This window comes from Bordetella genomosp. 11 (assembly GCF_002261215.1).
In the GTDB taxonomy this organism is placed as follows: Bacteria; Pseudomonadota; Gammaproteobacteria; order Burkholderiales; family Burkholderiaceae_B; genus Bordetella_C.
On record NZ_NEVS01000004.1, the window covers coordinates 815,627 to 839,670 of the forward strand.

At 63.8% G+C, this 24,044-nt stretch carries 23 protein-coding genes; 11 read left to right on the plus strand and 12 right to left on the minus strand.

Annotated elements, in window-relative coordinates; genetic code table 11:
- Positions 1–155: 155 nt before the first annotated feature.
- Complete coding sequence (locus tag CAL28_RS11490) at positions 156–350, minus strand: hypothetical protein (protein ID WP_094841504.1); 195 nt, start codon at positions 348–350, stop codon at positions 156–158.
- 223 nt (positions 351–573) lie between these two features.
- Between CAL28_RS11490 and CAL28_RS11495 the strand changes: the two genes are divergently transcribed.
- Positions 574–1,896, plus strand: a complete 1,323-nt coding sequence (locus CAL28_RS11495; RefSeq protein ID WP_094844563.1) for a tetratricopeptide repeat protein — start codon at positions 574–576, stop codon at positions 1,894–1,896.
- A gap of 13 nt (positions 1,897–1,909) precedes the next feature.
- Here the strand turns inward: CAL28_RS11495 and CAL28_RS11500 are convergent, their stop codons facing one another.
- Genes CAL28_RS11500 through imuA form a run of 3 tightly spaced genes read right to left on the minus strand, consistent with a single transcriptional unit; the run spans position 1,910 to position 7,340 of the window.
- The gene (locus CAL28_RS11500; protein WP_254926095.1) at positions 1,910–5,161 is read right to left on the minus strand and encodes an error-prone DNA polymerase; all 3,252 of its coding nucleotides are present in this window, start codon (positions 5,159–5,161) and stop codon (positions 1,910–1,912) included.
- A gap of 30 nt (positions 5,162–5,191) precedes the next feature.
- Entirely contained in the window at positions 5,192–6,652 is a 1,461-nt protein-coding gene (locus CAL28_RS11505; protein WP_094841506.1) for a Y-family DNA polymerase, read from the minus strand.
- On the minus strand, positions 6,582–7,340 hold the full coding sequence (gene imuA / locus CAL28_RS11510; RefSeq protein ID WP_094841507.1) for a translesion DNA synthesis-associated protein ImuA: 759 nt from the start codon (positions 7,338–7,340) through the stop codon (positions 6,582–6,584). The genes CAL28_RS11505 and imuA overlap by 71 nt, the downstream gene beginning before the upstream one ends.
- A gap of 308 nt (positions 7,341–7,648) precedes the next feature.
- Between imuA and CAL28_RS11515 the strand changes: the two genes are divergently transcribed.
- Positions 7,649–8,614, plus strand: a complete 966-nt coding sequence (locus CAL28_RS11515) for a tetratricopeptide repeat protein (RefSeq protein ID WP_094844564.1) — start codon at positions 7,649–7,651, stop codon at positions 8,612–8,614.
- A 4-nt stretch (positions 8,615–8,618) separates the two neighbouring features.
- Here CAL28_RS11515 and CAL28_RS11520 read toward each other — a convergent pair whose 3' ends face one another.
- Entirely contained in the window at positions 8,619–9,041 is a 423-nt protein-coding gene (locus tag CAL28_RS11520) for a VOC family protein (RefSeq protein ID WP_094841508.1), read from the minus strand.
- A gap of 181 nt (positions 9,042–9,222) precedes the next feature.
- Between CAL28_RS11520 and CAL28_RS11525 the strand changes: the two genes are divergently transcribed.
- Positions 9,223–9,912 carry a PadR family transcriptional regulator gene (locus CAL28_RS11525; RefSeq protein WP_254926096.1) on the plus strand — a complete coding sequence of 230 codons (690 nt, stop codon included), beginning with the start codon at positions 9,223–9,225 and terminating at the stop codon, positions 9,910–9,912.
- 23 nt (positions 9,913–9,935) lie between these two features.
- Positions 9,936–10,751, plus strand: coding sequence for a siderophore-interacting protein (locus CAL28_RS11530; protein WP_094841509.1), 816 nt, complete (start codon positions 9,936–9,938; stop codon positions 10,749–10,751).
- A gap of 59 nt (positions 10,752–10,810) precedes the next feature.
- Here CAL28_RS11530 and CAL28_RS11535 read toward each other — a convergent pair whose 3' ends face one another.
- From CAL28_RS11535 to CAL28_RS11545, 3 genes are all read right to left on the minus strand, one after another.
- Positions 10,811–11,788, minus strand: a complete 978-nt coding sequence (locus tag CAL28_RS11535; RefSeq protein ID WP_094841510.1) for a Bug family tripartite tricarboxylate transporter substrate binding protein — start codon at positions 11,786–11,788, stop codon at positions 10,811–10,813.
- A gap of 92 nt (positions 11,789–11,880) precedes the next feature.
- The gene (locus tag CAL28_RS11540) at positions 11,881–12,741 is read right to left on the minus strand and encodes an amidohydrolase family protein (protein WP_094841511.1); all 861 of its coding nucleotides are present in this window, start codon (positions 12,739–12,741) and stop codon (positions 11,881–11,883) included.
- Between the two features lie 10 nt (positions 12,742–12,751).
- On the minus strand, positions 12,752–13,189 hold the full coding sequence (locus CAL28_RS11545) for a carboxymuconolactone decarboxylase family protein (RefSeq protein ID WP_094841512.1): 438 nt from the start codon (positions 13,187–13,189) through the stop codon (positions 12,752–12,754).
- 152 nt (positions 13,190–13,341) lie between these two features.
- Between CAL28_RS11545 and CAL28_RS11550 the strand changes: the two genes are divergently transcribed.
- Positions 13,342–14,079: a GntR family transcriptional regulator gene (locus CAL28_RS11550; RefSeq protein WP_094841513.1), complete on the plus strand. Its 738-nt coding sequence runs from the start codon at positions 13,342–13,344 to the stop codon at positions 14,077–14,079.
- A gap of 28 nt (positions 14,080–14,107) precedes the next feature.
- Here the strand turns inward: CAL28_RS11550 and CAL28_RS11555 are convergent, their stop codons facing one another.
- Positions 14,108–15,112 (minus strand): Bug family tripartite tricarboxylate transporter substrate binding protein, encoded by a 1,005-nt coding sequence (locus CAL28_RS11555; RefSeq protein WP_094841514.1) that lies wholly within the window; start codon positions 15,110–15,112, stop codon positions 14,108–14,110.
- 249 nt (positions 15,113–15,361) lie between these two features.
- Between CAL28_RS11555 and CAL28_RS11560 the strand changes: the two genes are divergently transcribed.
- The 3 genes from CAL28_RS11560 (at position 15,362) to CAL28_RS11570 (ending at position 16,886) form a co-directional block, all read left to right on the plus strand.
- Positions 15,362–15,682 carry a thioredoxin family protein gene (locus tag CAL28_RS11560; protein ID WP_094841515.1) on the plus strand — a complete coding sequence of 107 codons (321 nt, stop codon included), beginning with the start codon at positions 15,362–15,364 and terminating at the stop codon, positions 15,680–15,682.
- Between the two features lie 69 nt (positions 15,683–15,751).
- On the plus strand, positions 15,752–16,453 hold the full coding sequence (locus tag CAL28_RS11565) for a potassium channel family protein (protein ID WP_176463966.1): 702 nt from the start codon (positions 15,752–15,754) through the stop codon (positions 16,451–16,453).
- A 142-nt stretch (positions 16,454–16,595) separates the two neighbouring features.
- Entirely contained in the window at positions 16,596–16,886 is a 291-nt protein-coding gene (locus tag CAL28_RS11570) for a HigA family addiction module antitoxin (RefSeq protein WP_094841517.1), read from the plus strand.
- A gap of 311 nt (positions 16,887–17,197) precedes the next feature.
- Here CAL28_RS11570 and CAL28_RS11575 read toward each other — a convergent pair whose 3' ends face one another.
- Genes CAL28_RS11575 through CAL28_RS11580 form a run of 3 tightly spaced genes read right to left on the minus strand, consistent with a single transcriptional unit; the run spans position 17,198 to position 18,803 of the window.
- Positions 17,198–17,734 (minus strand): restriction endonuclease, encoded by a 537-nt coding sequence (locus CAL28_RS11575; protein WP_094841518.1) that lies wholly within the window; start codon positions 17,732–17,734, stop codon positions 17,198–17,200.
- Positions 17,734–18,177: a hypothetical protein gene (locus CAL28_RS29490; protein ID WP_141218175.1), complete on the minus strand. Its 444-nt coding sequence runs from the start codon at positions 18,175–18,177 to the stop codon at positions 17,734–17,736. Before CAL28_RS29490 ends, CAL28_RS11575 begins: the two co-directional genes overlap by 1 nt.
- Positions 18,174–18,803: a nucleotide-binding protein gene (locus CAL28_RS11580; protein WP_094841519.1), complete on the minus strand. Its 630-nt coding sequence runs from the start codon at positions 18,801–18,803 to the stop codon at positions 18,174–18,176. The genes CAL28_RS29490 and CAL28_RS11580 overlap by 4 nt, the downstream gene beginning before the upstream one ends.
- Positions 18,804–19,288: 485 nt before the next feature.
- Between CAL28_RS11580 and CAL28_RS11585 the strand changes: the two genes are divergently transcribed.
- The 3 genes from CAL28_RS11585 to CAL28_RS11595 are packed head-to-tail and all read left to right on the plus strand — an operon-like array spanning position 19,289 to position 24,020.
- Complete coding sequence (locus CAL28_RS11585) at positions 19,289–20,065, plus strand: RNA polymerase sigma factor (RefSeq protein ID WP_094841520.1); 777 nt, start codon at positions 19,289–19,291, stop codon at positions 20,063–20,065.
- Positions 20,065–20,631: a hypothetical protein gene (locus CAL28_RS11590; protein WP_094841521.1), complete on the plus strand. Its 567-nt coding sequence runs from the start codon at positions 20,065–20,067 to the stop codon at positions 20,629–20,631. Before CAL28_RS11585 ends, CAL28_RS11590 begins: the two co-directional genes overlap by 1 nt.
- 2 nt (positions 20,632–20,633) lie before the next feature.
- A complete protein-coding gene (locus CAL28_RS11595) occupies positions 20,634–24,020 on the plus strand; it encodes a UvrD-helicase domain-containing protein (protein WP_094841522.1) in 3,387 nt (1,128 codons plus the stop codon).
- Positions 24,021–24,044 lie beyond the last annotated feature (24 nt).

Genomic DNA, 24,044 nt, shown 5'->3' on the forward strand with positions numbered 1-24,044 from the left:
GCGCCGAAGCGGCAGCGGGGCAACGCCGTAGGGGAATCAACGCGGATAGGGACACGGCCGGCCGGGTGGGAGATGCCCACCCGGCCGGCCGTGCGCGACCCTATCAAGTTGCGGGAAGGCGCGCCTGGATGCTGCCCTCCCGCCATGCGGACGGATTAGCGTTTCTGGTCGGACCCCGAGCTGCGGCTGGGGTGCTGCTGCCCCTGCTGCTGGCCGGAGCGGTTCTCTTGCTGTTGTTGTTGCGAACGTTGCGGGTTCTGGTTGTGCTGTTGTCCCTGCTGGCCTTCTTGCGACTGCTGGCGCTGGCCTTGTTGGTTTTGCTGGTTCTGCTGGTTGGATTGCTGCTTCATTGCTGGCTCCTTTGCATGATTGCCCCCACCGAGACGGACGGCGGGGGAATGCGGACCGGATCCGCGTGGATTGCGCAGCAAATGCTGTGCCTCGGTTGCTTAGTCCGGTCGTCGGATGGCACAAGGTTTTCACGCATTGCCGCGGGCGCGCGATCGTAGTCAGATCGGGAAAAAGACCCGCCTATCGATTCCGGGGCGGGCGATGCGTGCCAGGGGGATCGCCATGGCGCTGACCGATATACGGGGCAATCCCGTTTCCACCCGCGACGACGAAACGCTGGAAGGCTACGAGACGGCGCAATCGTTGTTCCACGGCTATTACGGCGACCCGTTGGGTGTCATCGACGCCGTTCTGGCGCGCGATCCCGAGTTCGTCATGGGCCATGCGCTGCGGGCCGGCATGCTCATCACTGCCAGCGACCAATGCGTGCAATCCATGCTGCGCGACAGCGTCCAGGCGGCAGAAAGCCTGCATGCCGCCGCCAACGAACGCGAACGCAGGCACACGGCGGCGGCGCGCGCGTGGCTGGATGGCCGGTTGGAGGAGTCGCTGGCACGCTACGCCGATATCCTGCTGGACCATCCCCGCGACACGCTGGCGCTGCAGGTCGGCCACATCGGCGATTTTCTCCTCGGCCGGTCCGTCATGCTGCGCGATCGCGTCGCCGGCATTCTGCCGGCCTGGGATACCCATATGCCGGATTTCGGATACGTGCTGGGCATGTATGCCTTCGGACTGGAGGAAACCAATCTCTATGACGAGGCCGAAGCGCAAGGACGCCGCGCGCTCGATATGAACCGGCGCGATCCGTGGGCCGTCCATGCCGTGGCCCATGTGATGGAAATGCAAGGCCGGGTCGAGGAGGGCATTGCGTGGCTGGATGGCCGTCGCGACGATTGGGCCGCCGAGAATATGCTGGCCGTGCACAACTGGTGGCACCTGGCGTTGTTCCACCTGGACCATGACCAGATGGACCGGGTGCTCGCGCTGTATGACCGGCGGATACGCGAGGAGTCCTCCGGGCAGGTGCTGGATCTGATCGATGGGTCCGCCATGTTATGGCGCTTATGGCTGCGCGGCGTGGATGTCGGGCGGCGTTGGCGGGAGCTTGCCGATGCCTGGCAGGCGCATGGCGGCGCCGGCTATTACGCCTTCAACGACGTGCATGCCCTGATGGCGTATCTGGGCGCCGGCGACGGCGCGGCGGCGCAGGCGCTGATCGAGAGCATGGAAAGCGCGGCTGCCGGCTCGGGCACCAATGCCATGATGACGCGCGATGTCGGCTTGCCCGTCGCGCATGCGCTGGTGGCTTTCGTGCGCGAGGACTATGACCGCGCCATCGCGCTGCTGCGCGATGTACGGCTGATCGCGCATCGCTTCGGAGGCAGCCACGCGCAGCGCGACGTGCTGGGGCTGACGCTGGTGGAGGCCGCGTTGCGCGAGGGCGCGCGCGGTCTGGCCAAGGTGCTGGCCGCCGAACGTCTGGCATTGAAGCCGGCCAGCGTGGGCAACCAGCGCCTGGCGGCGCGCGCGGCGGCGTTGTAGGCGTTGCCGGCTTTCAATGGAAATTCCGGCTGCCGACCGATAGGTCTCCCAACAGCGGCGTCAGGTCGACCAGGCGGTGCGCGATCAAATGGCGCACCTTGTTGACGTTCTGCCAAACGCCGTACACGCCCAGCAGCGTGGAGGCCAGCAATTCCTGGCGCTGGCGTTCGATCAGTTCGGGCCGCACCACGACGTTGACCGCGCCGGTTTCATCCTCGATGGAAACGAAGATCGTGCCGTTGGCGGTGCCGGGCCGCTGCCGCACCGTCACCAGGCCGCAGGCGCGCGCCAGGCGCTTATCGGGATAGCCGTTCAGGGTCTCGGCCGTTTCGAACCGGCGCGCCTGGAGCTTGCCGCGCAGCAAGGCCAGCGGATGGCGATGCAGGGTGAAGCGCAGTGAACGGTAATCGTCGGCGATGGTTTGTCCTTCGGTCGGCATGGGCAGGTCGGGCGTCCGGGCTTCAACGATGGCGGCATCGCGTAGCAGCCCTTTGGCCGGAGGGCCGGCGGCGGCTTCCCAGCGTGCCTGGCGGCGGTGGCCGGCCAGGTTGAGCAGGGCATCGGCCGCGGCCAGCGCGTCCAGATCGTGGCGGCCGAGGTCGGCGCGTCGCGCCAGGTCCCCCGTATCCGCGAAAGGCTGCTGCGCGCGCGCGGCGGCGATGCGCCCGGCGGCCGCTTCGGACATGCCCTTGACCAGGCTCATGCCCAGCCGCACCGCGGGACGTGCGTCCGGCCCGCCCCGATGGCCGGCATGGCGGCCCGCCGCGCCATGTCCGCCAGGATCTTCATGGGCAGTGCCGCCCTCTTGGCCGAAGTCCAGGCGGCTGTCCCAATCACTGGCGCGAACGTCCACCGGCAGCACCCGCACGCCGTGGCGGCGCGCATCCTGGATCAGTTGGGCCGGCGCATAGAACCCCATGGGTTGCGAATTCAACAGGGCCGCCAGGAAGGCTTCCGGTTCGTGGCGCTTGAGCCAGGAGCTGGCATAGGCCAGCAGGGCGAAGCTGGCGGCATGGCTTTCCGGAAAACCGTATTCCCCGAACCCCTCGACCTGCCGGAAGATGGCTTCGGCGAATTCCTTGGTATAGCCATGCGCCAGCATGCCGCCGACCAGCTTGGCGTGGAACTTGTCCACGCCGCCCTTGCGCCGCCAGGCCGCCATCGAGCGGCGCAGTTCATCGGCTTCCCCGCCCGTGAAACCCGCCGCCACCATGGCGATCTGCATGACCTGCTCCTGGAAGATGGGGACGCCCATGGTGCGTTCCAGCACCGTGCGCACTTTATCGCTGGGGTAGGTGACAGGCTCCATGCCCTGGCGCCGCCGCAGGTAGGGATGCACCATGCCGCCCTGGATGGGGCCGGGGCGCACGATGGCCACCTCCACCACCAGGTCGTAGTATTCGCGCGGGCGCAGGCGCGGCAGCATGGTCATCTGGGCGCGCGATTCGATCTGGAACACGCCTATCGTATCGGCCTCGCAAATCATGTCGTAGGTGGGCGCGTCGTCCGGCGGGATATCCTGCATGGCGAACGGCTGGCCGCGCCGCAGCGATACCAGCTCCAGCGCGCGGCGGATCACCGAAAGCATGCCCAGGGCCAGCACATCCACCTTGAGCAGGCGCATGGCGTCCAGGTCGTCCTTGTCCCATTGCACCACGCTGCGGCCTTCCATCGCGGCGTTTTCGATGGGCACCAGCCGCGACAGTTTTCCGCGCGACATGACAAAGCCCCCCGGATGCTGCGACAGATGCCGCGGGAATCCCATCAGCAGCGTGGCCAGCGCCGCCCACTGCCTGGCGACGACGGATTCGGGGTCCAGCCCGCAGCCCTGGAAGCCGCGCAGCAATTCCGCGCGATCGTCCCACCACTGGTGCGCCTTGGCGACCGCGTCGACGATGGCCGGGTCCACGCCCAGGGCCTTGCCGGTGTCGCGCAGCACGCTGCGGGGGCGGTAGGTAATGACCACGGCCGTCAGCGCGGCGCGCGCGCGCCCGTATTTTTCGTAGATGTACTGGATGACCTCTTCGCGCCGCTGGTGTTCGAAATCGACGTCGATATCGGGCGGCTCGTTGCGTTCCTTGCTGATGAAGCGTTCGAACAGCGAGTTGCCGCGCGCCGGGTCGACCTCCGTGATGCCCAGGCAGTAGCACACCGCGGAATTGGCGGCGGAGCCTCGTCCCTGGCACAGGATGCCCTTGGTACGGGCGAACTTGACGATGTCGTAGACCGTCAGGAAGTAGGCTTCGTAGCGCAGGTCCTGGATCAGCGCCAATTCCTTTTCGATCTGTTCGACGACGATATCCGGCGTGCGTTCGCCGAAGCGGCGGCGCGCGCCGGCATAGGTCTCGGCGCGCAGGTACGAAGCGGGAGTGGCGCCGGCCGGCACGATTTCGTCCGGATATTCGTAGCGCAGCTCGTCCAGGTTGAAGGTGCAGCGGCGTGCGATCTCCAGCGTCTGGCGCAGCGCCTCCGCGTCATGGAGCCGGGCCAGCTGCAGGCGCGAACGCAAATGGCGTTCGGCATTGGCGGCCAGCGCATAGCCGCATTCGCCGACCGGCTTGCCCAGGCGGATGGCCGTCAGCGTGTCATGCAGGGGCTTGCGCGAGCGCACATGCATTTCGGCCAGCCCCAGCGCGGCGATGGGCAATCCGCAGGATTGGGCGGCGCTTTCCACGGCATCGCGATGCAGGTCATCGCGGGATTGGTGCCTGAGCGTCAGGCCGATCCATGCCCGGCCGGGAAAGACACGCGCCAGCCAGCGCGCCTGGTCCGCCAGCCGATCGGCGGCGATGCCGTGCGCCGGCGCCAGGATGGCCAGGCATTCGGGCAGGCCGGCCAGATGCCGGGAATTCGCCGGCGGGTGTTCCAGATGGGAGGCGGCAAGATGGTACGAGCCTTTTTTGCTCGCGCCGGTGCGCGCCAGCGTGATCAGTTCGCACAGGTTGCCGTAGCCTTCGCGGGTTTGCGCCAGCAGGATCAGGCGCACGGGTTCGGCGTGGCCGGCGAGTTCGAAATAGCTGCCGATGATCAAGGGCAGCTTGTGCGCCTTGGCTTCGGTATGCGCGCGCACCACGCCCGCCACCGAGCATTCGTCGGTGATGGCCAGGGCGGCGTAACCCAGCTCGGCGGCGCGGCTGACCAGTTCTTCCGCGTGCGACGCGCCACGCAGGAAGGTGAAGTTGGTCATGCAGCCCAGTTCGGCATAGGCGGGAAGCGTATGCCGCGGGATGCCGGGTACCGGCGCATTGCCATATTCGTCTGGCATTGGATCGTCATCGGGCGCGTGCATGGCGGTTCAGGCGTACAGCCCGTGCAGATACCAGCGTGCATCGGTCATGCCGCGTTCGCGGTAGATCCAGAAGCGGGCGGCGTGCGCGTCTTCCGCCACGAAATAATCACGTACCGCGGCAGCTTCGTCCCACCAGCCGCTTTCGATGCGTTCGGGGCCGCGCACCAGTGTCAGGGGCGTGCCGTGCACGGGACGGTTGCGCCGCACTTGCAGCGGCTGGGGCGGATCGAGCAGCCAGAAGGGGCGATCCAGCACTGGCGCGGCCGCGTGTGCGTCGCTTGCATCCTGCACGGGCTTCCAGCGATTGGCGAGCTCGGGCCGATGATCCGCGGCGGGGCTGGGCCGCAGCACCCGATCGGCGCCGAGGCGGGCGGTCAGCATATCCAGCAGGCGAGCGCGCTCGCTCGCGACTTGGGCGGGTTCGGGAAACAGCGTGGTATTGGCCGCCGGTTGCGGCACCGTCCGCGGCGCGTCCAGCGCGACCGCGATCACCGGCGCCTGCAGTGTCATGCGTCCCAGGCGTTCGCGCAGCAGGCCCAGCAGGTGAGCGGGCTGCCAGGCAGGTTCGGCCAGGGTCAATTCCAGCAGGCTGGGCGGCCGCGCATGGCGGCCGCGTTCGTGTTCCAGCACCAGGGTCAACCGGGGTACGGCACGCTGCCGGGCAGCCAGCCAGCCGCTCATCTGTTCCACCAGGATGCGCGCCACCGCAAGCACGGCATCGGTATGCTCGATGCGTTCGATCAATTCGTAGCGGCGCTTGAAAGCAGGCGGTGGGGATATCCATGCATAAGCCTGCGGCGCGTCGCCGTAGGCGGCATCCAGGGCTTTCAACAGCGCGGTCCCACAGCGTCGCTGCAAGCCGGCACGGGGCAGGCGGCGCAGGAAGCCGAAGTGCCGGCAACCGATGCCATGCAGCCATTCCAGATGGGGCTGGGCTTGCGGCAGCAGGGCGCAAGGCAGCGCGTCCAGGCGTCGCGCCAGCCGTGCCGCAACCAACGCATGGCGCGGTCCGGCATCGTTGCGGCACGCCAGCAGCCAGGCGCCGCCGGCTGTGGGCGCCATGCCCAGGCGCGCCTGCAGGCCCAGGATACGCAGGGTATGGGCGACGCGGCGCGCCAAGGCGCGAGGCCCGCTGAATACGCGCAGGCTGGCGCCCACGTTCAGCAGCAAACTGCCCTGGGTGCCCAGCGCGACGTCCGGCGTGTATTGCAGCAGCGCCAGCGCGGCGCCTTCCAGCGCGGTATTTTCGGCCGCGACGTCGCGATCCAGCAGGATGGCGTGCGGCGCCAGCGCGTTGGCGCCCGCGCGGCGCATGCCCAGGCGGATGCCATGGGCAGCCGCGGCCGGCGTCAGCGTCATGACGCATTCGTGCTCGATCACCGCGCATGCCGTGGCGTCAAGCGGCCACGGCGGATGCAGGGCGTCCAGCGCCAGCCTCGGCAGGTGAATGGCGATCCAGAGTTGCATGGGTATTCGAGACAAGATCGTGCGCGGGATGCGGCGTATCGATCGGTGTGAGGTGTGGCGTTTCGCGCGATGGCGTGGAAGATCCTTCCAGCGCGATGAACAAGGAATGGCTGCATACCGGTCCGCGACGCTTGACGATATCCACCCGCAGTCCGTCGCCGGCCGGCGCCAGGGCCAGCCGCAACGGCGCGGGCGATGCCTGGGCCACCGCGCGCGCCGGCCTCAGGCAGAAAAACAGCGTGGCGCCAGCCTGTGCCGCCAGATGCAGCCGGCGCAGGGATTCCGGCCTTGCCTGCGGCAGCCAGCAGAGCAGGGCGGCGCAGCCGCCGTTCTTCAGGATTTGTTCCGCCGCCCACAGCGCATCGGCCGGCCGGGCGGGATTCACCCACAGGAGCCGGGCGGGGTCCAATCCCCAACTGGTCCATGCCGCGATATGCGGCACGCAGGGCGGCTGTACCAGAACGATGCTGCCTTCCTGACCCAGGCCCCGCAGCGCCGGCCGCAGCAGCCGCATTTCTCCTATCCCGGCGCGTGGCAGCAAAAGTTCGTTCAACGCCCCCGCAGGCCAGCCGCCGCCGGGAAGTTCCCGCGCCAGCTCCGGGTACCCCGTGGGTACCGCCGCGCGCGCCGCCCGCGCGAGCTGCGTCCCCCGCCATAAGGCGGGATGGATCTGTTCGGGAGGCGGCATGGAAAGCCTGGACATGGTGGCGGGACAAAGGCGGAAACGCCCTGGCGGATAGGGCCGGGGCGCTGGATTTTCACTGGACAAATATACAGTAAAAACGATCCCGCATCGCTTCCGTTACCAGGTGCCACGCCACGGTAGAGCAGGCGCGGGAACGGCCCTTTCCGACGGTTCGAGGTACCACCCCCGTTCCACTGCCATTGGCAAGTTTTACAGTCGAGTGCGGCGTGCCATTGCCGTCAGGATTGAACTTTCCACGCTTCGCCTCCATCTGACATGCCACTGTGATGGGAGGGTTCCCTATGTACTCCATGAATTCAAAGTCATTCGCCGGTTCGATACTGGTGGCGGCCTGCCTGCTTTTCGGCGGCAACGCCATGGCGGCGGATGCGACGCCCGACCAGGTGTACCAGGCCGCGCAGGCCGGACACTACCGCGAGGCCCAGACCATGATGGACCAGATCCTGCGCGATCATCCGAACAGTGCCAAGGCGCATTTCGTGGAAGCGGAATTGCTGGGCAAGCAAGGCAAGCTGCCGCAGGCGCAGGAAGAGTTGAATACCGCCCTGCGCCTGGATCCCAGCCAGAACTTCGCCCGTCCTGGCGCGGTGGACGAATTGCGCACGCTGATCGCGTCGGGCAATGCCTCGCACTCCGCGGGCAAAGGCACTTTCGGGGGTAACCCGTGGGGCCTGGTGCTGGGCATCGTCGCGGTGCTGATCATCGTGTCGATGGTCATGCGCGCGCGCCGGCGCGCCGCGTATTCGCAGGGGCCCAATGGCCCTTACGGCTATGGTGCCGGCCGCGGACCGGCGCCCTACGGCGGTCCGCCGGCCGGCCCGCAGGGCGGCTACGGGTATCCCGGCGGCGCGGCCCCCGGGCAAGCCGCTGGCGGCGGCATGGGCTCCAGCATCATGGGCGGCCTGGCCACGGGCGCGGCGGTTGGCGCAGGCGTGGTGGCCGGCGAGGCCTTGATGAATCGCGTACTGCATGGCGGGTCGGGATCCGCCAATACCGGCAATGTCGTCGACACGGGGGCCGTCCCGGACGCGGGTACCGCGAATTCCCAGGAGGCCGGCTACGACATGGGCGGCACCGATTTCGGCCTGCGCGATGCGAGCTCATGGGATGGCGACGACACCCGCAAGGTCGCCAGCAATGACGGCGGGGATAACTCCTGGAATGTCGGCAATCCCTGGGACGATGACGGGTCTTCCAGCGACAGCGGCGGTTCCTGGGACGACGGCGGTGGAGGCGGGTCCGACGATTGGACCTGAAGACTCATCGATCCAGGGGCAGGGCGGGATTCCACGCCACTTCCCAAAGATATCCGTCAGGATCCTGGAAATAGCCGGCATAACCGCCCCAAAAGGTTTTTGCCCCCGGCTTCACGATGCGGCCCCCGGCCTGGCGGGCCTGTTCCAGGGTCCGATCCACTTCCTCTTCGCTGCGCACGTTGTGCGCCAACGCAAAACCCGTCGCGGCGCCTGCCGCGACGGGAAGTCCCGTATCGGCGGCCAGATCCTCGCGTCCCCATAGCGCCAGCTTCAGCCCCGGCTGCATATCGAAAAAGGCCACGGCGCCATTTTCGAACTCCTGGCCGACGATGCCCTTGGTCGGCAGGCCCAGGCCATCCCGATAGAAACCGACGGCCCGTTCCAGGTCCTCGACCCCAAGCGTGATGAATGAGACACGCGCTTCCATATCCGCTTCTCCTGTTCGGCCAATTGCATAGCGTAGCGTCGATTGCCGGCGACAGGGCGGCGCGGTGCCTCCTCGGGGTGGCGGCACTCCCTCTCTTCGAACGATTCCCAGGCGGGTATTGACACGCATACCCGGCATCTATATCGTACGATATATATCTTAAGATATAGAGAGGTCCTCCATGCACTTCCCCTTCCATCATTTCTTCTCCGGCCGCCACGCTTGGGTCGGCCGGGCCATGCATCATCGCGCGATGGCCGGCCGGGCAGGCGGTGGCCATCGCGGCGGCCATGGTCATCATGACCACGGCGACGACGCCGACGGCGGCGGCGGCGACCGCGGCTGGGTACGCGGCCGCAAGTTCGGCGGCGACGAACTGCAACTCATGCTGCTGGGCATCCTGGAACAGAATCCCAGCCACGGCTATGAACTGATCAAGGCGCTGGACGCGATGAGCAGCGGCTACTACACGCCCAGTCCCGGCATGATTTACCCCGCGCTGACTTACCTGGAAGAGATCGGCTACGCCACCGTCGAACTCGAAGGCAGCAAGAAGCGCTATCGCCTGGCCGACCCCGGGCGCGCCCATCTGGACGCCAACCGCGAACGCCTGGCCCTGCTGTTCGGCAAGCTCAAGCACATCGCCCGCAAAATGGAATGGATGCGCCGCGCCTGGACGGGCCAGCCCATGGAAGCCGGCCCGAACGGCGAGGACGTCGCCACGGGCTGGGTGCCGGAACTGGTCCAGGCCCGCCAGGCATTGAAGCAAGCCCTGTTTCGCCGCGACGATGCCGACCCCGCGGAACAGCGCCGTATCGCGGCCATCCTGATGCGCGCCGTCAATGAAATCTGCGGCGACGCCAAGGCCTGACAACCCATCACCCGACCATTTCCATGACCCAACCAGATCTTGCCGTTCGGCGCGTGCGCCATGAACTGAAAATGCGACTGCTGCAAGTCGTTCGCACGCAAGCGGTATCGCCGCAATTATTGCGGGTGACCCTGTCCGGCGAAGACCTTCGCGGCTTCGTGTCGGCCTCGTTCGACGATCACGTCAAGGTGTTCTTTCCCGAACCAGGCCAGGACAGGCCCGTGCTTCCCACAGTCGGCCCCGAAGGCATTTCCATGCCCCCTGGCGTGCCGCGTCCCGCCGCGCGCGACTACACGCCGCGCCGTTACGACGCGCATGTCAACGAACTCGATATCGAATTCGTGCTGCACGGCGACGGCCCCGCATCGACGTGGGCAGCGCGGGCGCGCCCCGGCCAGTTCATCGGCGTGGGCGGGCCGCGCGGTTCTTTCGTCGTGCCGACGGCGTTCGACTGGCACCTGCTTATCGGCGATGACACCGCCTTGCCGGCTATTGCCCGGCGCATCGAGGAACTGCCCGCTTCGGCGCGTGTGATCGCGTTGATCGAAGTGGCCGATGCCGGCGCGCAGATTCCTTTGCCCGTCCGCGATGGTTTGTCCGTGCGCTGGCTGCACCGCGACGGCGCACCCGCCGGCGATCCCGTCGCGCTGGAAAGGGCCGTGCGCCAAGTGGCGCTACCGGCAGGCGAGGGCTATGTCTGGGCGGCAGCGGAATCCGCCGCCGCCAAGGCCGTGCGCCGCGTGCTGGTCGAGGAGCGCGGCATTGCCAAGACGCGCATTCGGGCGTCCAGCTATTGGAAGCGCGGCGCGTCGGCCGTGCATGAAACCCACGACGATTGAACGCGCCGGCACGGTGTGCGCGGCAAAACGGTGCCCACGGATGCGTGGGCACCGGGCTTCTACCCCAGCTTCAGGTTCGTCGCCTTGATGATCTTGCCCCACTTCTCTTTCTCAGAAAGGATGAAGCGCTGGAATTCCTGCGGGGTATCGCTGACCAGCTCGACGCCGGTGGCCTTGAACTTCGCGATGACCGCCGGGTCGGCCAGCACCTGGCGCACCGCGGCGTTCAATTTGTTCACGATGTCCGCCGGCGTGCGCGCCGGCGCGACCAGCCCGAACCACGCGTCCGATTCGAAGCCCGGCACGGTCTCGGCGATGGCCGGGATCCCTTCCAGGCTGGCCACGCGATGGCTGGATGCCACGCCCAGGGGATGCATGGTTCCGGCCTTGACCTGCGGGTAGGTCGTGGGTGAATTGTCGAACATCACCTGGATCTGTCCGCCGATCAAATCCGTGGCGGCGGGGGCGCTGCCGCGATACGGAATATGCTGCAGATCGATGCCCGCATCCAGCTTCAGCAGCTCCATGGTGAGATGGCTGGTGGTGCCGCTGCCTTGCGAGCCGTAGGCGACCCGGCCCGGATGGGCCTTGGCGTAGGCGATCAGTTCGGCCACCGTCTTGAAGGGCGCGTGGATATTCGATACCAGCATGATAGGCACCGAGGCCAGCATCGATATGGGCGCGAAGTCCTTGATGGGATCGTAGCCGGGGCTGGCATACAACTGCTGGTTGATGCTTAAAGGGCCGGCGCTGGAAACCAGCAGCGTATAGCCGTCCGGCTTGGCGCGCGCCACATAGGCGGCGCCTACATTGCCCCCCGCGCCCTGGCGGTTTTCCACGATCACCGACTGCTTCAGGATGGGGCCGAGTTTTTCGGCCAGCACGCGGGCCACCACGTCGGTGGTGCCGCCAGGCGGGAAAGGAACGACGATGTTGATCGTTTGTGCCGGCCAGGCATCAGCGGCAAGGGCCGCCGTGGCGGGCAGGGCGCACGCGATCACCGCGGCTGCCGCGGCGCGCCGCAACTGCTTGAACATGGTTTGTCTCCGTCATGATCGATATTGTTGTAGGTCTTTCTGTTACCGCCGTTGCCGATGCGATGGCCACCGGCATTTGCTTCGAAATCACGTCAGAACCCGTAAAGCGCGGCTGGGTTCTCCACCAGCATTTTTTGCTGCACGGCCGGATCCGGTATCCATAGCGGGATCAGGTCCACCAGGTCGCCATCGTTCGGCATCGGCACATCGCAGATCGGATGCGGCCAGTTGCTGCCCCAGATCAGGCGGTCGGGCCAGCGTTGCGCGGCCTCTTGGATCATGGGCAGCATGTCCGCGTGCGGATAGGGTTCGTTGGACAGGCGATACAGGCTGGCCAGCTTGATCCACACGCGGCCGGTGTCCATCAGCCCGGCCAGGACGCGAAAGGCCGGGCTGTTTACTCCTTCCTCCGCGCGGATGCGCGCCAGATGATCCAGCACCACATCGGCCTGGCATGCGCGCAGCAGCGGCGCCAGATCGACCAGTTCGGTGGATTTCTTGAAGTGCAATACCAGATGCCAACCCATTTCGCGGGCCTCGCCGGCCAGCGCGTCGAAGGCGTCGAATCCCACGCCGCCGCCCACCACCGTCGACATGCGGTAGCCGCGCATGCCCAACGCATGCATTGCCTCGCGTTCGGCGTTGGGGCGGCCGGGCGGGATGACCGCCACGCCGCGGGCGCGCGGACCCATGCGGCGCAAGGCATCCAGCGTGGCGGAATTGTCGGTGCCGTGCGCGCCGCCATGTACGATCACGGCGCGATCGATGCCCAAGGTCGCGAGCAGCTTTTCATAGTCTTCCACCGTGCAGTCTTCCGGCGTATAGCTGCGGTCCGGGGAATACGGAAAGCGCGCGACGGGCCCGAAGATATGGGCGTGGCAATCGCAGGCGTTGGCCGGCATGCGAAAGCGCGGCGCGCGGGTGTTGCGGTCGGGTGCGGGGCAGGCGTGCATGTCGGTCGCGCTATTCCGATGCGGATTGCGCCTCGCGTTCCGCGATGCGCGCCAGGATTTCCGCGCCACGATTGGCCGCGGACACCCCACGGAAGATATAGGCCATGCTGACCACTGCCTGCATCTCTTCCCACGTCGCGCCGGCGCGGCGGGCGGCGATGCCGTGAATCATGGCCGCATCGCTCAATTCCACCACCAGCATGCCGAAGATCATCAACTGCGCGGTCTTGGTATCGAAGCAGGGCGGGTTCATGGCGTGGGCGCGGATTTCCTCCTGCAGGCGCACCAGCTTGGGATCCAGTGCCCCGGTTACCAGCAGGCGCGATTCCACGCGCGGCGGCAGGTAGCCGAGCAGGGCGCGGTAGGAGTCCGCCAACTGGGCCATGCCGTCGTGCGGCTTGCCCATGGCCTTGCTGGCGATGTCTTTGTCGATACGTGCTGCGGACATGATGGCTTCCTTGACGGCGGCGGGATGCGCCGGAAGCGGCTATCTTTGTCCGATAAATAATCGAAGTCAACAGGAAAATCGATTTTTATACAGTTGATCGATTGTGTGGCCGGGCGCGGTAGAATCCTCGCCATGTCCTGTCCTGCCATCGCATGAAAACCGCCCTGGAAGCGCTCGCGGCCGACCCCGCCGCCGAAACCGGATCCTCCCTGACCGCCTCCGTCGCCATCCAGGTACGCGCGGCCATCCTGCAGGGCGTGTACGCGCCCGGCGCCAAGCTGCGCCTGGACGACCTGCGCCGCGAGTACGGCGTCAGCCTGAGTCCCTTACGCGAAGCGCTGACCCGCCTGACCGCCGAAGGCCTGGTGCAGATCACCGACCAGCGCGGCTACCGCGTGGCGCCCGTCTCGGCGGAAAACCTGATGGAAGTGACCCGGTTGCGCACGCAACTGGAAGTCATGGCGTTGACCGAGTCCCTGGCGCGCGGCGACGACCGCTGGGAAGACAGTCTGGTGGCGGCCTATCACCGCCTGAGCCGCCTGGAACGCGAAGGCACGCGCGGCGAAGCGTGGGAAAAAGCGCATCGTGCCTTCCACCTGACGCTATTCGCCGCCTGCGGCATGCCCTTGCTGCTGCGTTTTTGCGGCACCCTGCACGACCTTAGCGACCGCTACCGGCGCCTGTTCCTGGTGCGGCATGCGCCCGATGCCAATGTGCCCGGAGAACACCAGGCAATCTTCGAGGCAGCGATGGCGCGCGATGCGCAGCGCGCGGCGGAAATCCTGACCCGCCATCTGGAGCGTACCGGGCGCAATGTGATGGCGATACTGAGCGAGGCGGCCGCCGCGGACACCGACGCCGCGGCGGATGGATCGGCCGCCATCTCCTGAATCACTACTCGCCAGCGATCCTAACCGGCTATTCCGCGTGCAGATTGGCCTGCCGCACGACTTCACCCCAGCGCTTTTCTTCTGCGACGATGAACGCCTCGAATGCCGCCGGCCCGGCGCCGGAAATCTGACTGGAATCCTGTGCCAGGCGTTGGCGTACCGATTCGGAAGCGAGCGCGGCATGAGCCGCCTTGTTCAGGCGCGCGATAACCGGTGCCGGCGTGCCGGCGGGCGCCAGCAGCCCGAACCATTGCGAACTTTCAAAGCCGGGATAGCCCGATTCCGCCACGGTCGGCACGTTGGGAATTGCATCCAGGCGTTGGGCAGACCCCACCGCGATGATCTTCACCCGGCCGCTCTCGGCCTGCGGCAACAGCCCGGGCAGGCCGGCCGCCGCCGCATCGATATTGCCGGCCAGCAGATCCTGCAATTGCGCGCCCGTGCCCTTATAGGGAACATGGACCACATCGATGCCCGTGGCCGTCTTCAGCATCTCGAAGGCCAGGTGGCCGGCGCTCCCATTGCCGGCCGAACCGTAGTTCAGCTTGCCTGGCTCCTTCTTCGCCAGCGCGATGAATGAGGGCAGGTCTTTGGCTGCCACCCGTGCATTCAGGGCGAACACCATCGGCAGCTTGGCCAGCAGGATGATGGGCGCGAAATCCTTGGTCGGGCTATAGGGCAGCTTGGGCATCATCGCGGGATTCACCGCCAGCGTGCCGACGTGGCCCAGGATCAGCGTATAGCCGTCGGCCCTGGCGCGCGCCGCTTCCACGGTCGCGATGGTGCCCTGGCCGCCGCCTTTGTTCTCGACCACGACCTGCTGGCCAAGGTCGCGCGACATCTCCACGGCCACCGCGCGGGCGATGACGTCCGAACTGCCGCCCGGTCCGTAGGGCACCAGCAGGCGGATGGGGCGGGCAGGGGTCCAGTCCTCCGCGGTGGCCGCGCGCGGGCCTATCGCGATCAGAACGGTGGCGGCCAGAGCGAGCAGGCGGGCGCCATGCCTGCCGCCGGAAAGGGCGGTACGCAACATAAATCTGTCTCCTTTTTTGGGCGATGCGCGTTCGTATCGCCGCCTCGCTGGGCGGCAGGGCGCAATGATGCGCAAGAAGCTGAACACCCGTAAAGCGCAAAGAATCGACCAACTAATGCGTGTAACGCATCAATCCGGTTGTGCGCGGCTCCGCCGCCCGGTCCTTGTTTGCCGCCCCGGTTCGTCATTTGCTGCGGGTCAACCACGCGATAATGATGAAGCGCTACCTATTGCCGGAGACACGCCGCCATGTTCCAGGATTTTGACCCGCACCGCCCCGAACCCGCCCGCGAATCCGTCGACGCCATGAAAGGCCCGGCCGTTCTGGAGTTCGGCGCCAACTGGTGCCCGATCTGTCAGGGCGCCCAGCCGCTTATCAAGGCCGCCCTGGACAAGCATCCCGAGATCGAACACATCAAGGTCGAGGACGGAAAAGGCAAACCGCTCGGCCGGTCTTATAAGGTCAAGCTCTGGCCGACGCTGATTTTCCTGAAAGACGGCCAGGAGGTCGCCCGCCTCGTTCGCCCCGATAACGGTGGCGCTATCGCCAAGGCCTTGGCGGAGTTGTAATTCGTCTGTCCCCCAATGATGCCCTGCCGGCGTAAGATAGCCATACGCGACACCGGGGAGGGCATCACCATGGCACCATCGAGGCGAGTGCTCGAAGCCGCCGCCCTGCTGCGTTTGGGCAGTATGGCGTTTTTGCTTTTTGTCCTGATCCTGAGCGTATTCGTCGCGCCGGTCGTCATCCCGCCTGAATCGGCGCTTGGCCAGATCGTCGAAGATTTCCTGATCTCCCTGATGCTGGTCAGCGGCGCCATCGCGGTATCCGATCGGCGTTATGCGGTGATTCCTCTGGGCATAGTCGCCGTCGTCTTCACGGCGGTGCGCTGGACCGGGGGATTCGCGCAAGCGGAGATGACCCCCACCATACGCGCCGCCGCCTTGCTGTTCGCGCTGGCGATACTGGCCCTGGTGATCGCCATCAAGGTATTCGGCAAGGGCGCCAAAGTACGAGACCGGCTGTGGGGCGCCATCGCGCTGTATATGCTGCTGGGCGTTATCTGGGCAGTCGCGTACGAGTTCGTCAGTCTGCGGATGCCGGGGGCGTATACGGGCATCGAGCCCGGCGGCAAGGGGCAGGCTTATCAGTGGATATGGATCTATTTCAGTTTCTCCACCTTGACGACGGTGGGATATGGCGACATTACGCCCGTCGCGCGGATAGCCAGGTCCTTGTCGAATATGGAAGCGCTGATCGGGCAGCTGTATCCGGCGATTGTGCTGGCGCGGCTGGTGTCTTTGCCGGCGGAGGATACGAGGGATGATGAGGAGAGCTAGCGGCCCTGCGGGGCAGAGCCGCCGCGCAGTGTTGATAGCCGCGACATCGCGGCCAAGCCAATATGCGCGCGCGACGTTTCGCTTCACCGCAGACTAGCGGGGGGCAGGTCGGCTATCAGAACTATTTATAGGAGCAATCATAATGAATAACCCCCCGCATCCTGGCGAGATTCTTCGGGAGGATGTCATTATGCCGTTGGGCTTGTCGGTAACAGAGGCTGCAGAACGGCTTGCGATGTCCCGGGTGGCGTTGTCTCGCGTACTCAACGGAAAAGCGGGCATCAGTCCCGATCTGGCCGTTCGCCTTGAGCAGGCTGGTACGGGCACTGCGCAGGCGTGGGTCGCGCTGCAAGCCAACTACGATCTTTGGCAAGCCATGCAGCATAAACAACCGCCTGTGAGGTCCCTGGTCGTTGAGGCGGAGCCTCATTGAGCTGGGACGGGAACAATCGGTCTCGCCTTGCTTCAGCGCGCCATGCGTCCGGCGTATCTTCGTTTGCAGCAGCGAAAAACCAGACAACGACGTCGTGTTGGTTGCCACGGTACCCCGTTTGAGGGGGATTCAATGACTACGAAGTTTCGCTCTGACTTGGAAGCGGTCCATTGTCAACGACGGCTACCGGCCAGAAGCAGCCGTTCACATAAGCAACCGTTCCTAGCTTAGACAGCTAGGTGCTTGTACGAGAAAATCAGGGCGGCTCAGATTATTTACTCACCATGCCTAAACCCTATCCGCTCTGTAAATTAGATTCTATGTTGTAGGAGCATTTCTTCTACAAGATCCCTGAGATTACCTGCAAGCAGCTCGTTTAGAGGGCGGCCATTAAGGTAAGTATTGAGAAAGCGTCGACCTCCTCCGAGTAGGTCGGACAGACGGATGTGCCATAGCTCTATCGTGCCCTCTAAATTTTTGCGTGTTAACTCTGCTTTTGCATCCGGTGTAAGATCCGCTGCCGTCAGAATGATACCTGTATTTATTTTTTCCCGATCCATATCTAGGATGAACCCACCTAGCTGCTCCCGCGTGAAGTCGGTTCGACGTACCTTTATATTCAAGGCCGCACGCGTCTCAGGCGTAAGCAATCCATTATTAAGCTGAGAAAAACGTACCACTCCGTCGATGCCACCGTCTGCAGCCCCCCGCCTTGCGGGAAGCCCTGTTACGTTGGCAAAAGGTTCGGCGCTTAGGAGAAATCGGATTCGAGCCTCCATAATGTCGCGCTTGAATCTAGGCGTGGTATCCAGCAACTGATTAACAAGCGCGTCTTCTAAAATACCCACTACACATCACCAAAAAGAGTTTTCATTTGTTCCGACGCGTACTCCAGGCAAAAATCAACTAACGCCTCAGAGTTATCAAACGACATTGGTGCTTGGCTGGCTATAATTATAATTTCCCAATTCATCGCTTTGACTTTTACTTTTCCACTATGGGACGGTAGTCTCTCGTGTGCATCCGAAGACTGCAGCTGCTTTACAAATTCTAGTTTATCGAGGATGGCGTTTTCAAGGAGGTCACGATCTGTCCGGGCCAGTCTTGCAGCAGCATTGGAGATAGCGTGCTCGATTGCTGCCTTCGTCGTCCTTACTCCGTAAAAACCCCGGAGTTCTGCTATCAACGGCTTATTCAACGATAGTGCGCTGAGAGTAATAAATATTTGTCGTCGAGCATTATTTTTTAATGCTTCAAGTCCAATTTTTTGGGCTCTCGTCGAAATATTCATATGCCAATTTCCGCAAGAAGTTCGTTCAGCGCAATATTATATGCTGCGTCGCTTAACCGAATAGGAGCACTAGTTGTAGTGGCGTAGGGCACAGCGGTAGCAAGCATTAACCTTTCGATGCCTTCGTAGGAGAGCGCCTCGCGTAGGGTTGCAGCCCCTTCCGCAACATCGCCTGGATATGCCATGTTTGCAAATACCCTCATTTTAGGTCCATTGGGTGAAAGGTACGCGCCCACGGAGACAGCCCTCAGCTCGTGTGGAATTCTCATCAAGCCGACCTGATCAAGCGGGTTAATCGGTGAGATAACCCTCCACCCGCTTTGATCTCCTTTCAATAGATCCTCAAATACGGTGTAGCTGTCATCAGTGTCGATCACCGCATAATCAAAATTCGAGGAGCCGGGAAATCGAGTCGGAACCCTTTCAGCCTCCTTCGAGTCGATCCTATTATCAGTTCCTGAGGCAAACTCGGGAGTACGGGCCAGCGCTTGGCTCATCAATAGCCCCCCTGCGAGATCCACGGCGAGAACCCTTTGACCTCGCCTGGCCAAAAGCAACGCGATATTAGTGGCGGTTGTGGTTTTTCCAACACCGCCTTTCGGCGTATTAATCATAATCTTTATCATTGGTCTTCTACTCTTGGCTAAGAGGATGGCTGCTTGCTCTCGGACTCTTGCCGGACACAGCAGAACCGCGAGATTACCGCAAAGCCTTGTGGACTAGGTAATCTCACACGCCCAAGCAGCGAATCGCCCTGATTTGCTCGATGCTGACCGGCTCCTTTTGCCGATACTGATGTCACAGGTCCGCGGTGAACTTCTGCCTACGGCCAAGAGCGGAAGTTCGCTGAGCTGGTTGAAATGTCCGATGAAGACTGAATGCTGACGGTTAGGGTATGGGCACGAATGCCTAAGGATGGGTCAAAAGCTGCTATGCGATCGTCGATCGAGTGGATGGCCACAATTCTGGGGCTCGCCAAACAGTGACGGGCGAGCCGCTTCATTGGACTGATCACGTTCGCGTGCCGCGCGATGCGGAGTGCATCTCGAGCGTTATGTTACAATTTGGCACAGTCGCCCGAATAGGGGCCCTACCAAGCTGAGGAGTAGTCGTGGCACGTCCTCTTCGTAAACGCAAGCTCGACGGTACGCCTTACTTCAGGCGAGAAAAGGTTGAGAGCGAGATTCAAGCCCTCGCTGGGATCAGCGCCGCAGAACTGGAGCGTCGTGCTGACCTATGGCAGGTCGGCGATCCCGGATACGTTTCCCCCGAAGCGTTGCTGTATTTTGTGCGCAACGCGGCCTCCGGCGCTCACCGCGAGAAATTGACCGAGAAACTTCTACTCCGAGTGGCCCGCCGAGTTCCCTCAGCCGCCAACGCCGACGGCAAAACGGTCTCGATGACCAAGATGAATATCCGCGAGGCCGTCCGCGATCACTTCGTTGACCTGCTACTCAGCGACCGGAACCAGTACGACGACCGCCTCGACTACTACGAGGTAAACTTCAACAGCGCGGTCGCGGCGGATCGTCGGGACGCGAACGATCGCCACTGGAAGCAGGAGAACCGGACTACTGAAATTGAGACCGAGGATGGCGAGGTCTCTGTCCAGGTCGAGTCAGCCGTTGGAGACTACGACCCGTTCGACGCCGACGAACTCGACAAAAAAGATTACCGGCTCCTCCTTGATGAGGCGATTGACAGCCTACCTGAGTTCCAAAGGAGGATCGTCGTGATGTGGCGGCAAGACATTCCCATTGAGTCCAACGACCCCTCGGTCGAGTCCATTAGCAAAGCCCTGGGGAAATCGGAGAAGACCGTCCGCACGCATCGTGACAAGGCCTTTGCGTCTCTGAAGCTGCGCCTTGAGCGCAAGGGGAAGAAGTGATGGCTAAGCGGCCACAAATCACCGCAGACGATGTCCTGAGAGCGTTCGCCATGGAATTTGAGCCAGGAGACGGTGTTCTGCAGCGATACCTCGCCCAGTACCCCGAGCATTCCTCGGCCCTGATAGACCTCTCCATGGAGATGACTCGCGAGTTTGACGACGATGTTCCCCCTGGGGCTGCCGAATTCGACCTCGTCGCGGCAGGCATGGCGCGTCTTCGGGAGAACCCGACAACGCTTCAGTCTCTGCAGGTTGCCCCAGCAAAGGCGTTTGCCGACGCCATCAAAGTGCTGTCCTTACCTGTGCAGGTTGGCCTTGCGTTCCGAGAGCGTCGGATAGAGGTCGCAACCTTGCCCCGGCGCGTTCTGGCGAAAATGGCTGAGGCGCTTCAGACATCAACCGAGACACTGCTCTCGTACCTCGCTCTTCCTCCTGAGGCTCCTCTGGCTCGTGCAAGGAAGTCGGCCGTCAAGCCTGTCGCCCCTGAGAAAGTGTCGTTCGAGAGAGTCTTGCAAGACGCTGGCGTCGACGAACAGAGCATTTCGAACCTATTCCGCGAGGAGTAGTCATGGACCCGATAGAGCTGGCTCGGCAGCACGCTCGGCGACTACACGATGAGGCCCTCCAGCGCGGGGGCAACCCCTGGTCCCCGTACGAATTCGCTGTTGGCATCGCGAACGACCTCGGGATAACCGTCGAGACCTGCGCTCCCGGCGCCGCGATGCTCGATGGCGGCCGAGCCTCCTTCGATCCGGAACTTCCCCTCATCCTCCATGAGCGCGAAGGCTCCCCTTTCGATCAAGCCTTCCTGGTTGCACACGAAATCGGGCACGCCGAACTGGGCGATGGCGAAGAGGCGCCCGAGCCAGCTGCGCAGATTGACCCAGCCCGCACCTCGGAAGCTGCTCCTATCGGGATGGATCGGGTCGTCGACTACAGCCGCCGACAGCGTCGAGAAGTCCAAATGGACCTCTTCGCCAGGGAACTTCTGCTACCGAGGTCTCGGATCGTTGACCTGCATGTTGTTCAGGGCCAAACCTGTTCTGACATTGCAGGACGTCTAGGTGCTCCATTCGAAGTCGTCGCTCAGCAGATGCTCGATGCGCTGCTCCTGCCGACCGTTCCGGTCGTCGCTGAAGCCGATCCCGTTGAAATTCCTCTCAACGACAAACAGCGTGATGCGGCTCGGCATCGTGGCGCGGCATTCCTGCTTCAGGCTGGGCCGGGAACCGGGAAGACCCGCACACTCGTTGCACGTGTTGAAAGCTTGCTGGACGAAGGCGTTGACCCACGACGCATCCTTCTCCTGACCTTCTCGAACAAGGCCGCTGGAGAGATGATCGAGCGGATCGCATTGAAGCGGCCGAAGGACGCGGTAGCAGTCTGCATCGGGACCTTCCACAGCTTCGGCCTGGACATCCTGCGGCGATTCCATGACCGGTGCGGCCTGCCGGCCGATCCCCGCCTGATGGATCGAACCGAGGCCGTGGAGCTTCTTGAGAACGAGTTTCCGCGACTCGGCCTGACCCATTACCGCAACCTCTACGATCCATCGCAGACAGCAGCTGAAATCTTGACTGCGGTGTCACGCGCAAAGGATGAGGTTGTTGATGCCGATGGGTATCAGATGTTGGCCACAGCTATGCATGCGGCGGCAACCGATCCGGGCGCGGTGGAAGCTGCAGAGAAGGCAGCAGAGGTCGCCAAGGTCTATGCGCGCTACGAGGAACTGAAAGCCGTTTCTCAGTGCCTGGACTTCGGTGACCTGGTCATGCGCCCGGTGCTACTGCTGGAGAGCGATGATGTAGTTCGAGCTCAGCTTCAGAGCGACTACGACCACATCCTGGTTGACGAGTACCAGGACGTGAACCGTAGCAGCATACGGCTTCTGGCGGCGCTGAAGCCAACGGGCCTCAACCTGTGGGTGGTAGGAGATGCCAAGCAATCCATCTACCGGTTCCGCGGTGCCTCGTCGTTCAACATGTCCCGCTTCGGACGAGAAGATTTCCCTGGCGCTGTACGCGACAACCTGAAGCTCAACTACCGCTCCACCTCGGAAGTGGTCCATGCCTTTTCGACGTTCGCGACAGGCATGTCTGTCGCCGACAGCGAGAAGGCGCTCGAAGCGGATCGAGGCCCTGGTGGAAAGCTGCCCGAGGTCATCACGGTGGGCACCACGCCCTTGCTGACATCGGCTATCGTTGATGGCATTGAAGAACTCCGCGCAGAGGGATACCGGTATCGCGACCAAGCCGTACTGTGCCGCGGGAACGACCGACTGTCTGACGTCGGACGGGAACTCGAGCGCGCAGGCATTCCGGTGCTTTTCTTGGGGAGCCTTTTCGAGCGGCCGGAAGTGAAGGACCTTGTCGCCATGCTGACGCTCCTTGTCGACCGACGCGCGATGGGGCTGATCCGGACCGCTTGCTGGCCGGAGTTCACGATGGGCTTGGAAGACGTAGTCCGAGTCTTTGAGCATCTTCGGGGAACCAATGCGGAGCCAGGCGCATGGCGGCTTGATGCCCCGGTCGGGGTAACGCCAGCGGGGCAAGCGGCACTGTCTGCGCTCCATGCGGCCCTTGCTGGCTTCGACGCAACATCGCAGCCTTGGACCGTTCTGGCCACGCTGCTGTTAGACCGAACTAGGCAAGCAGCACGCATCGCAGCGTCGACCAGCGTACTGGAGCAGGCCCAAGGTATCGCAATATGGCAGTTCATGAACTTCGTTCGGGTGCAACCGAACGCTCAAGGGCTCGCGATCCAGCGGCTTTCCGACCGCGTAAGGCGGCTGCTGCGTCTCAGGGATGACAGGGACCTGAGGCAGCTACCAGCGGCTGCCCAGGGGATCGACGCAGTCCGCCTGATGACGATCCACGGTTCGAAGGGGCTCGAGTTCCCGGTTGTCCACATTGCCGGCGTCAACAAGGACTCGATTCCGGGTTCTCTCCGGACCTCAAGGTGCCCGCCACCAGCGGGCATGGTCATTGGCGGAAAAGGGAACGCTGACGAGGTGGCACGGGCAGCCCATAACGAAGAGCAGGAATGTCTGTTCTTCGTCGCCATGTCCCGTGCAAGGAATCGCCTGGTGTTCTACGGCGCCACCGCGACCGCAACCGGGCGCGCCAGAACGCTATCGCCCTTCCTGGAGCGGATCGGGCCTGTCGATTCGCGCCCGGTGACGCCGTCCACCGTCATACCTCCGGCTCCCGACGAGGCGATCATTCCTGTCGTCTTCTCCGGTACGCCGCGCTTCAGTTCCGACGCAGTCGGACTCTACGAGTCTTGCGCCCGACGGTTTCTGTACACGCACCTGCTACAGGTGGGCGGTCGTCGCCGGACGAGCTCGTTCATGCAGATGCACGAGGCGATCCGCGAGGTCTACCGCGCCGTCGTGGCGCAAGGGGGGGCGCCGACAGGAAAGCTTGATGAGCTGCTCTCGATGGCATTTGTCACCCACGGTCTGCATGAGCACGGCTACGTCGACGACTACCGGGCGATGGCAACGACGATGCTTCAATATTTCCTGGATTCCAGAGCGGGCGCAGTTATCGAGGCACCGACAGCGCTCCACGTCTCGTTCGGCGACCACGAGGTAGAAGTCACCCCAGACGAAGTCCTGGTGCGAAACGGCGTCAGAACCTTGCGCCGGGTGAAGACGGGTCACGCGTCCAGTGGTGACGGCAAGGACGTTGGAGCCGCAGCCTTCGTGCTGGCCTCCAGGGCGCCATTCCCCGATGCCAGTGTCGAGCTTGTCTACTTGGCAGACGCTGAATCCAAGCCGTTGACTCTCTCCCCCAGGGAACTGAGCAACCGCCAGGACAAGCTGGGGGACATCTTCCGTGGTATCCGTGCCGGCCTGTTCAAGACCGAGGCATCGGACGCTAGCTGTCCTAACTGCCCAGCCTTCTTCGTGTGCGGCGCCGTGCCGCCAGGCACGCTCTCGAAAAATTTCTGAAGAAAGTTTACCGGCGATGTCCGG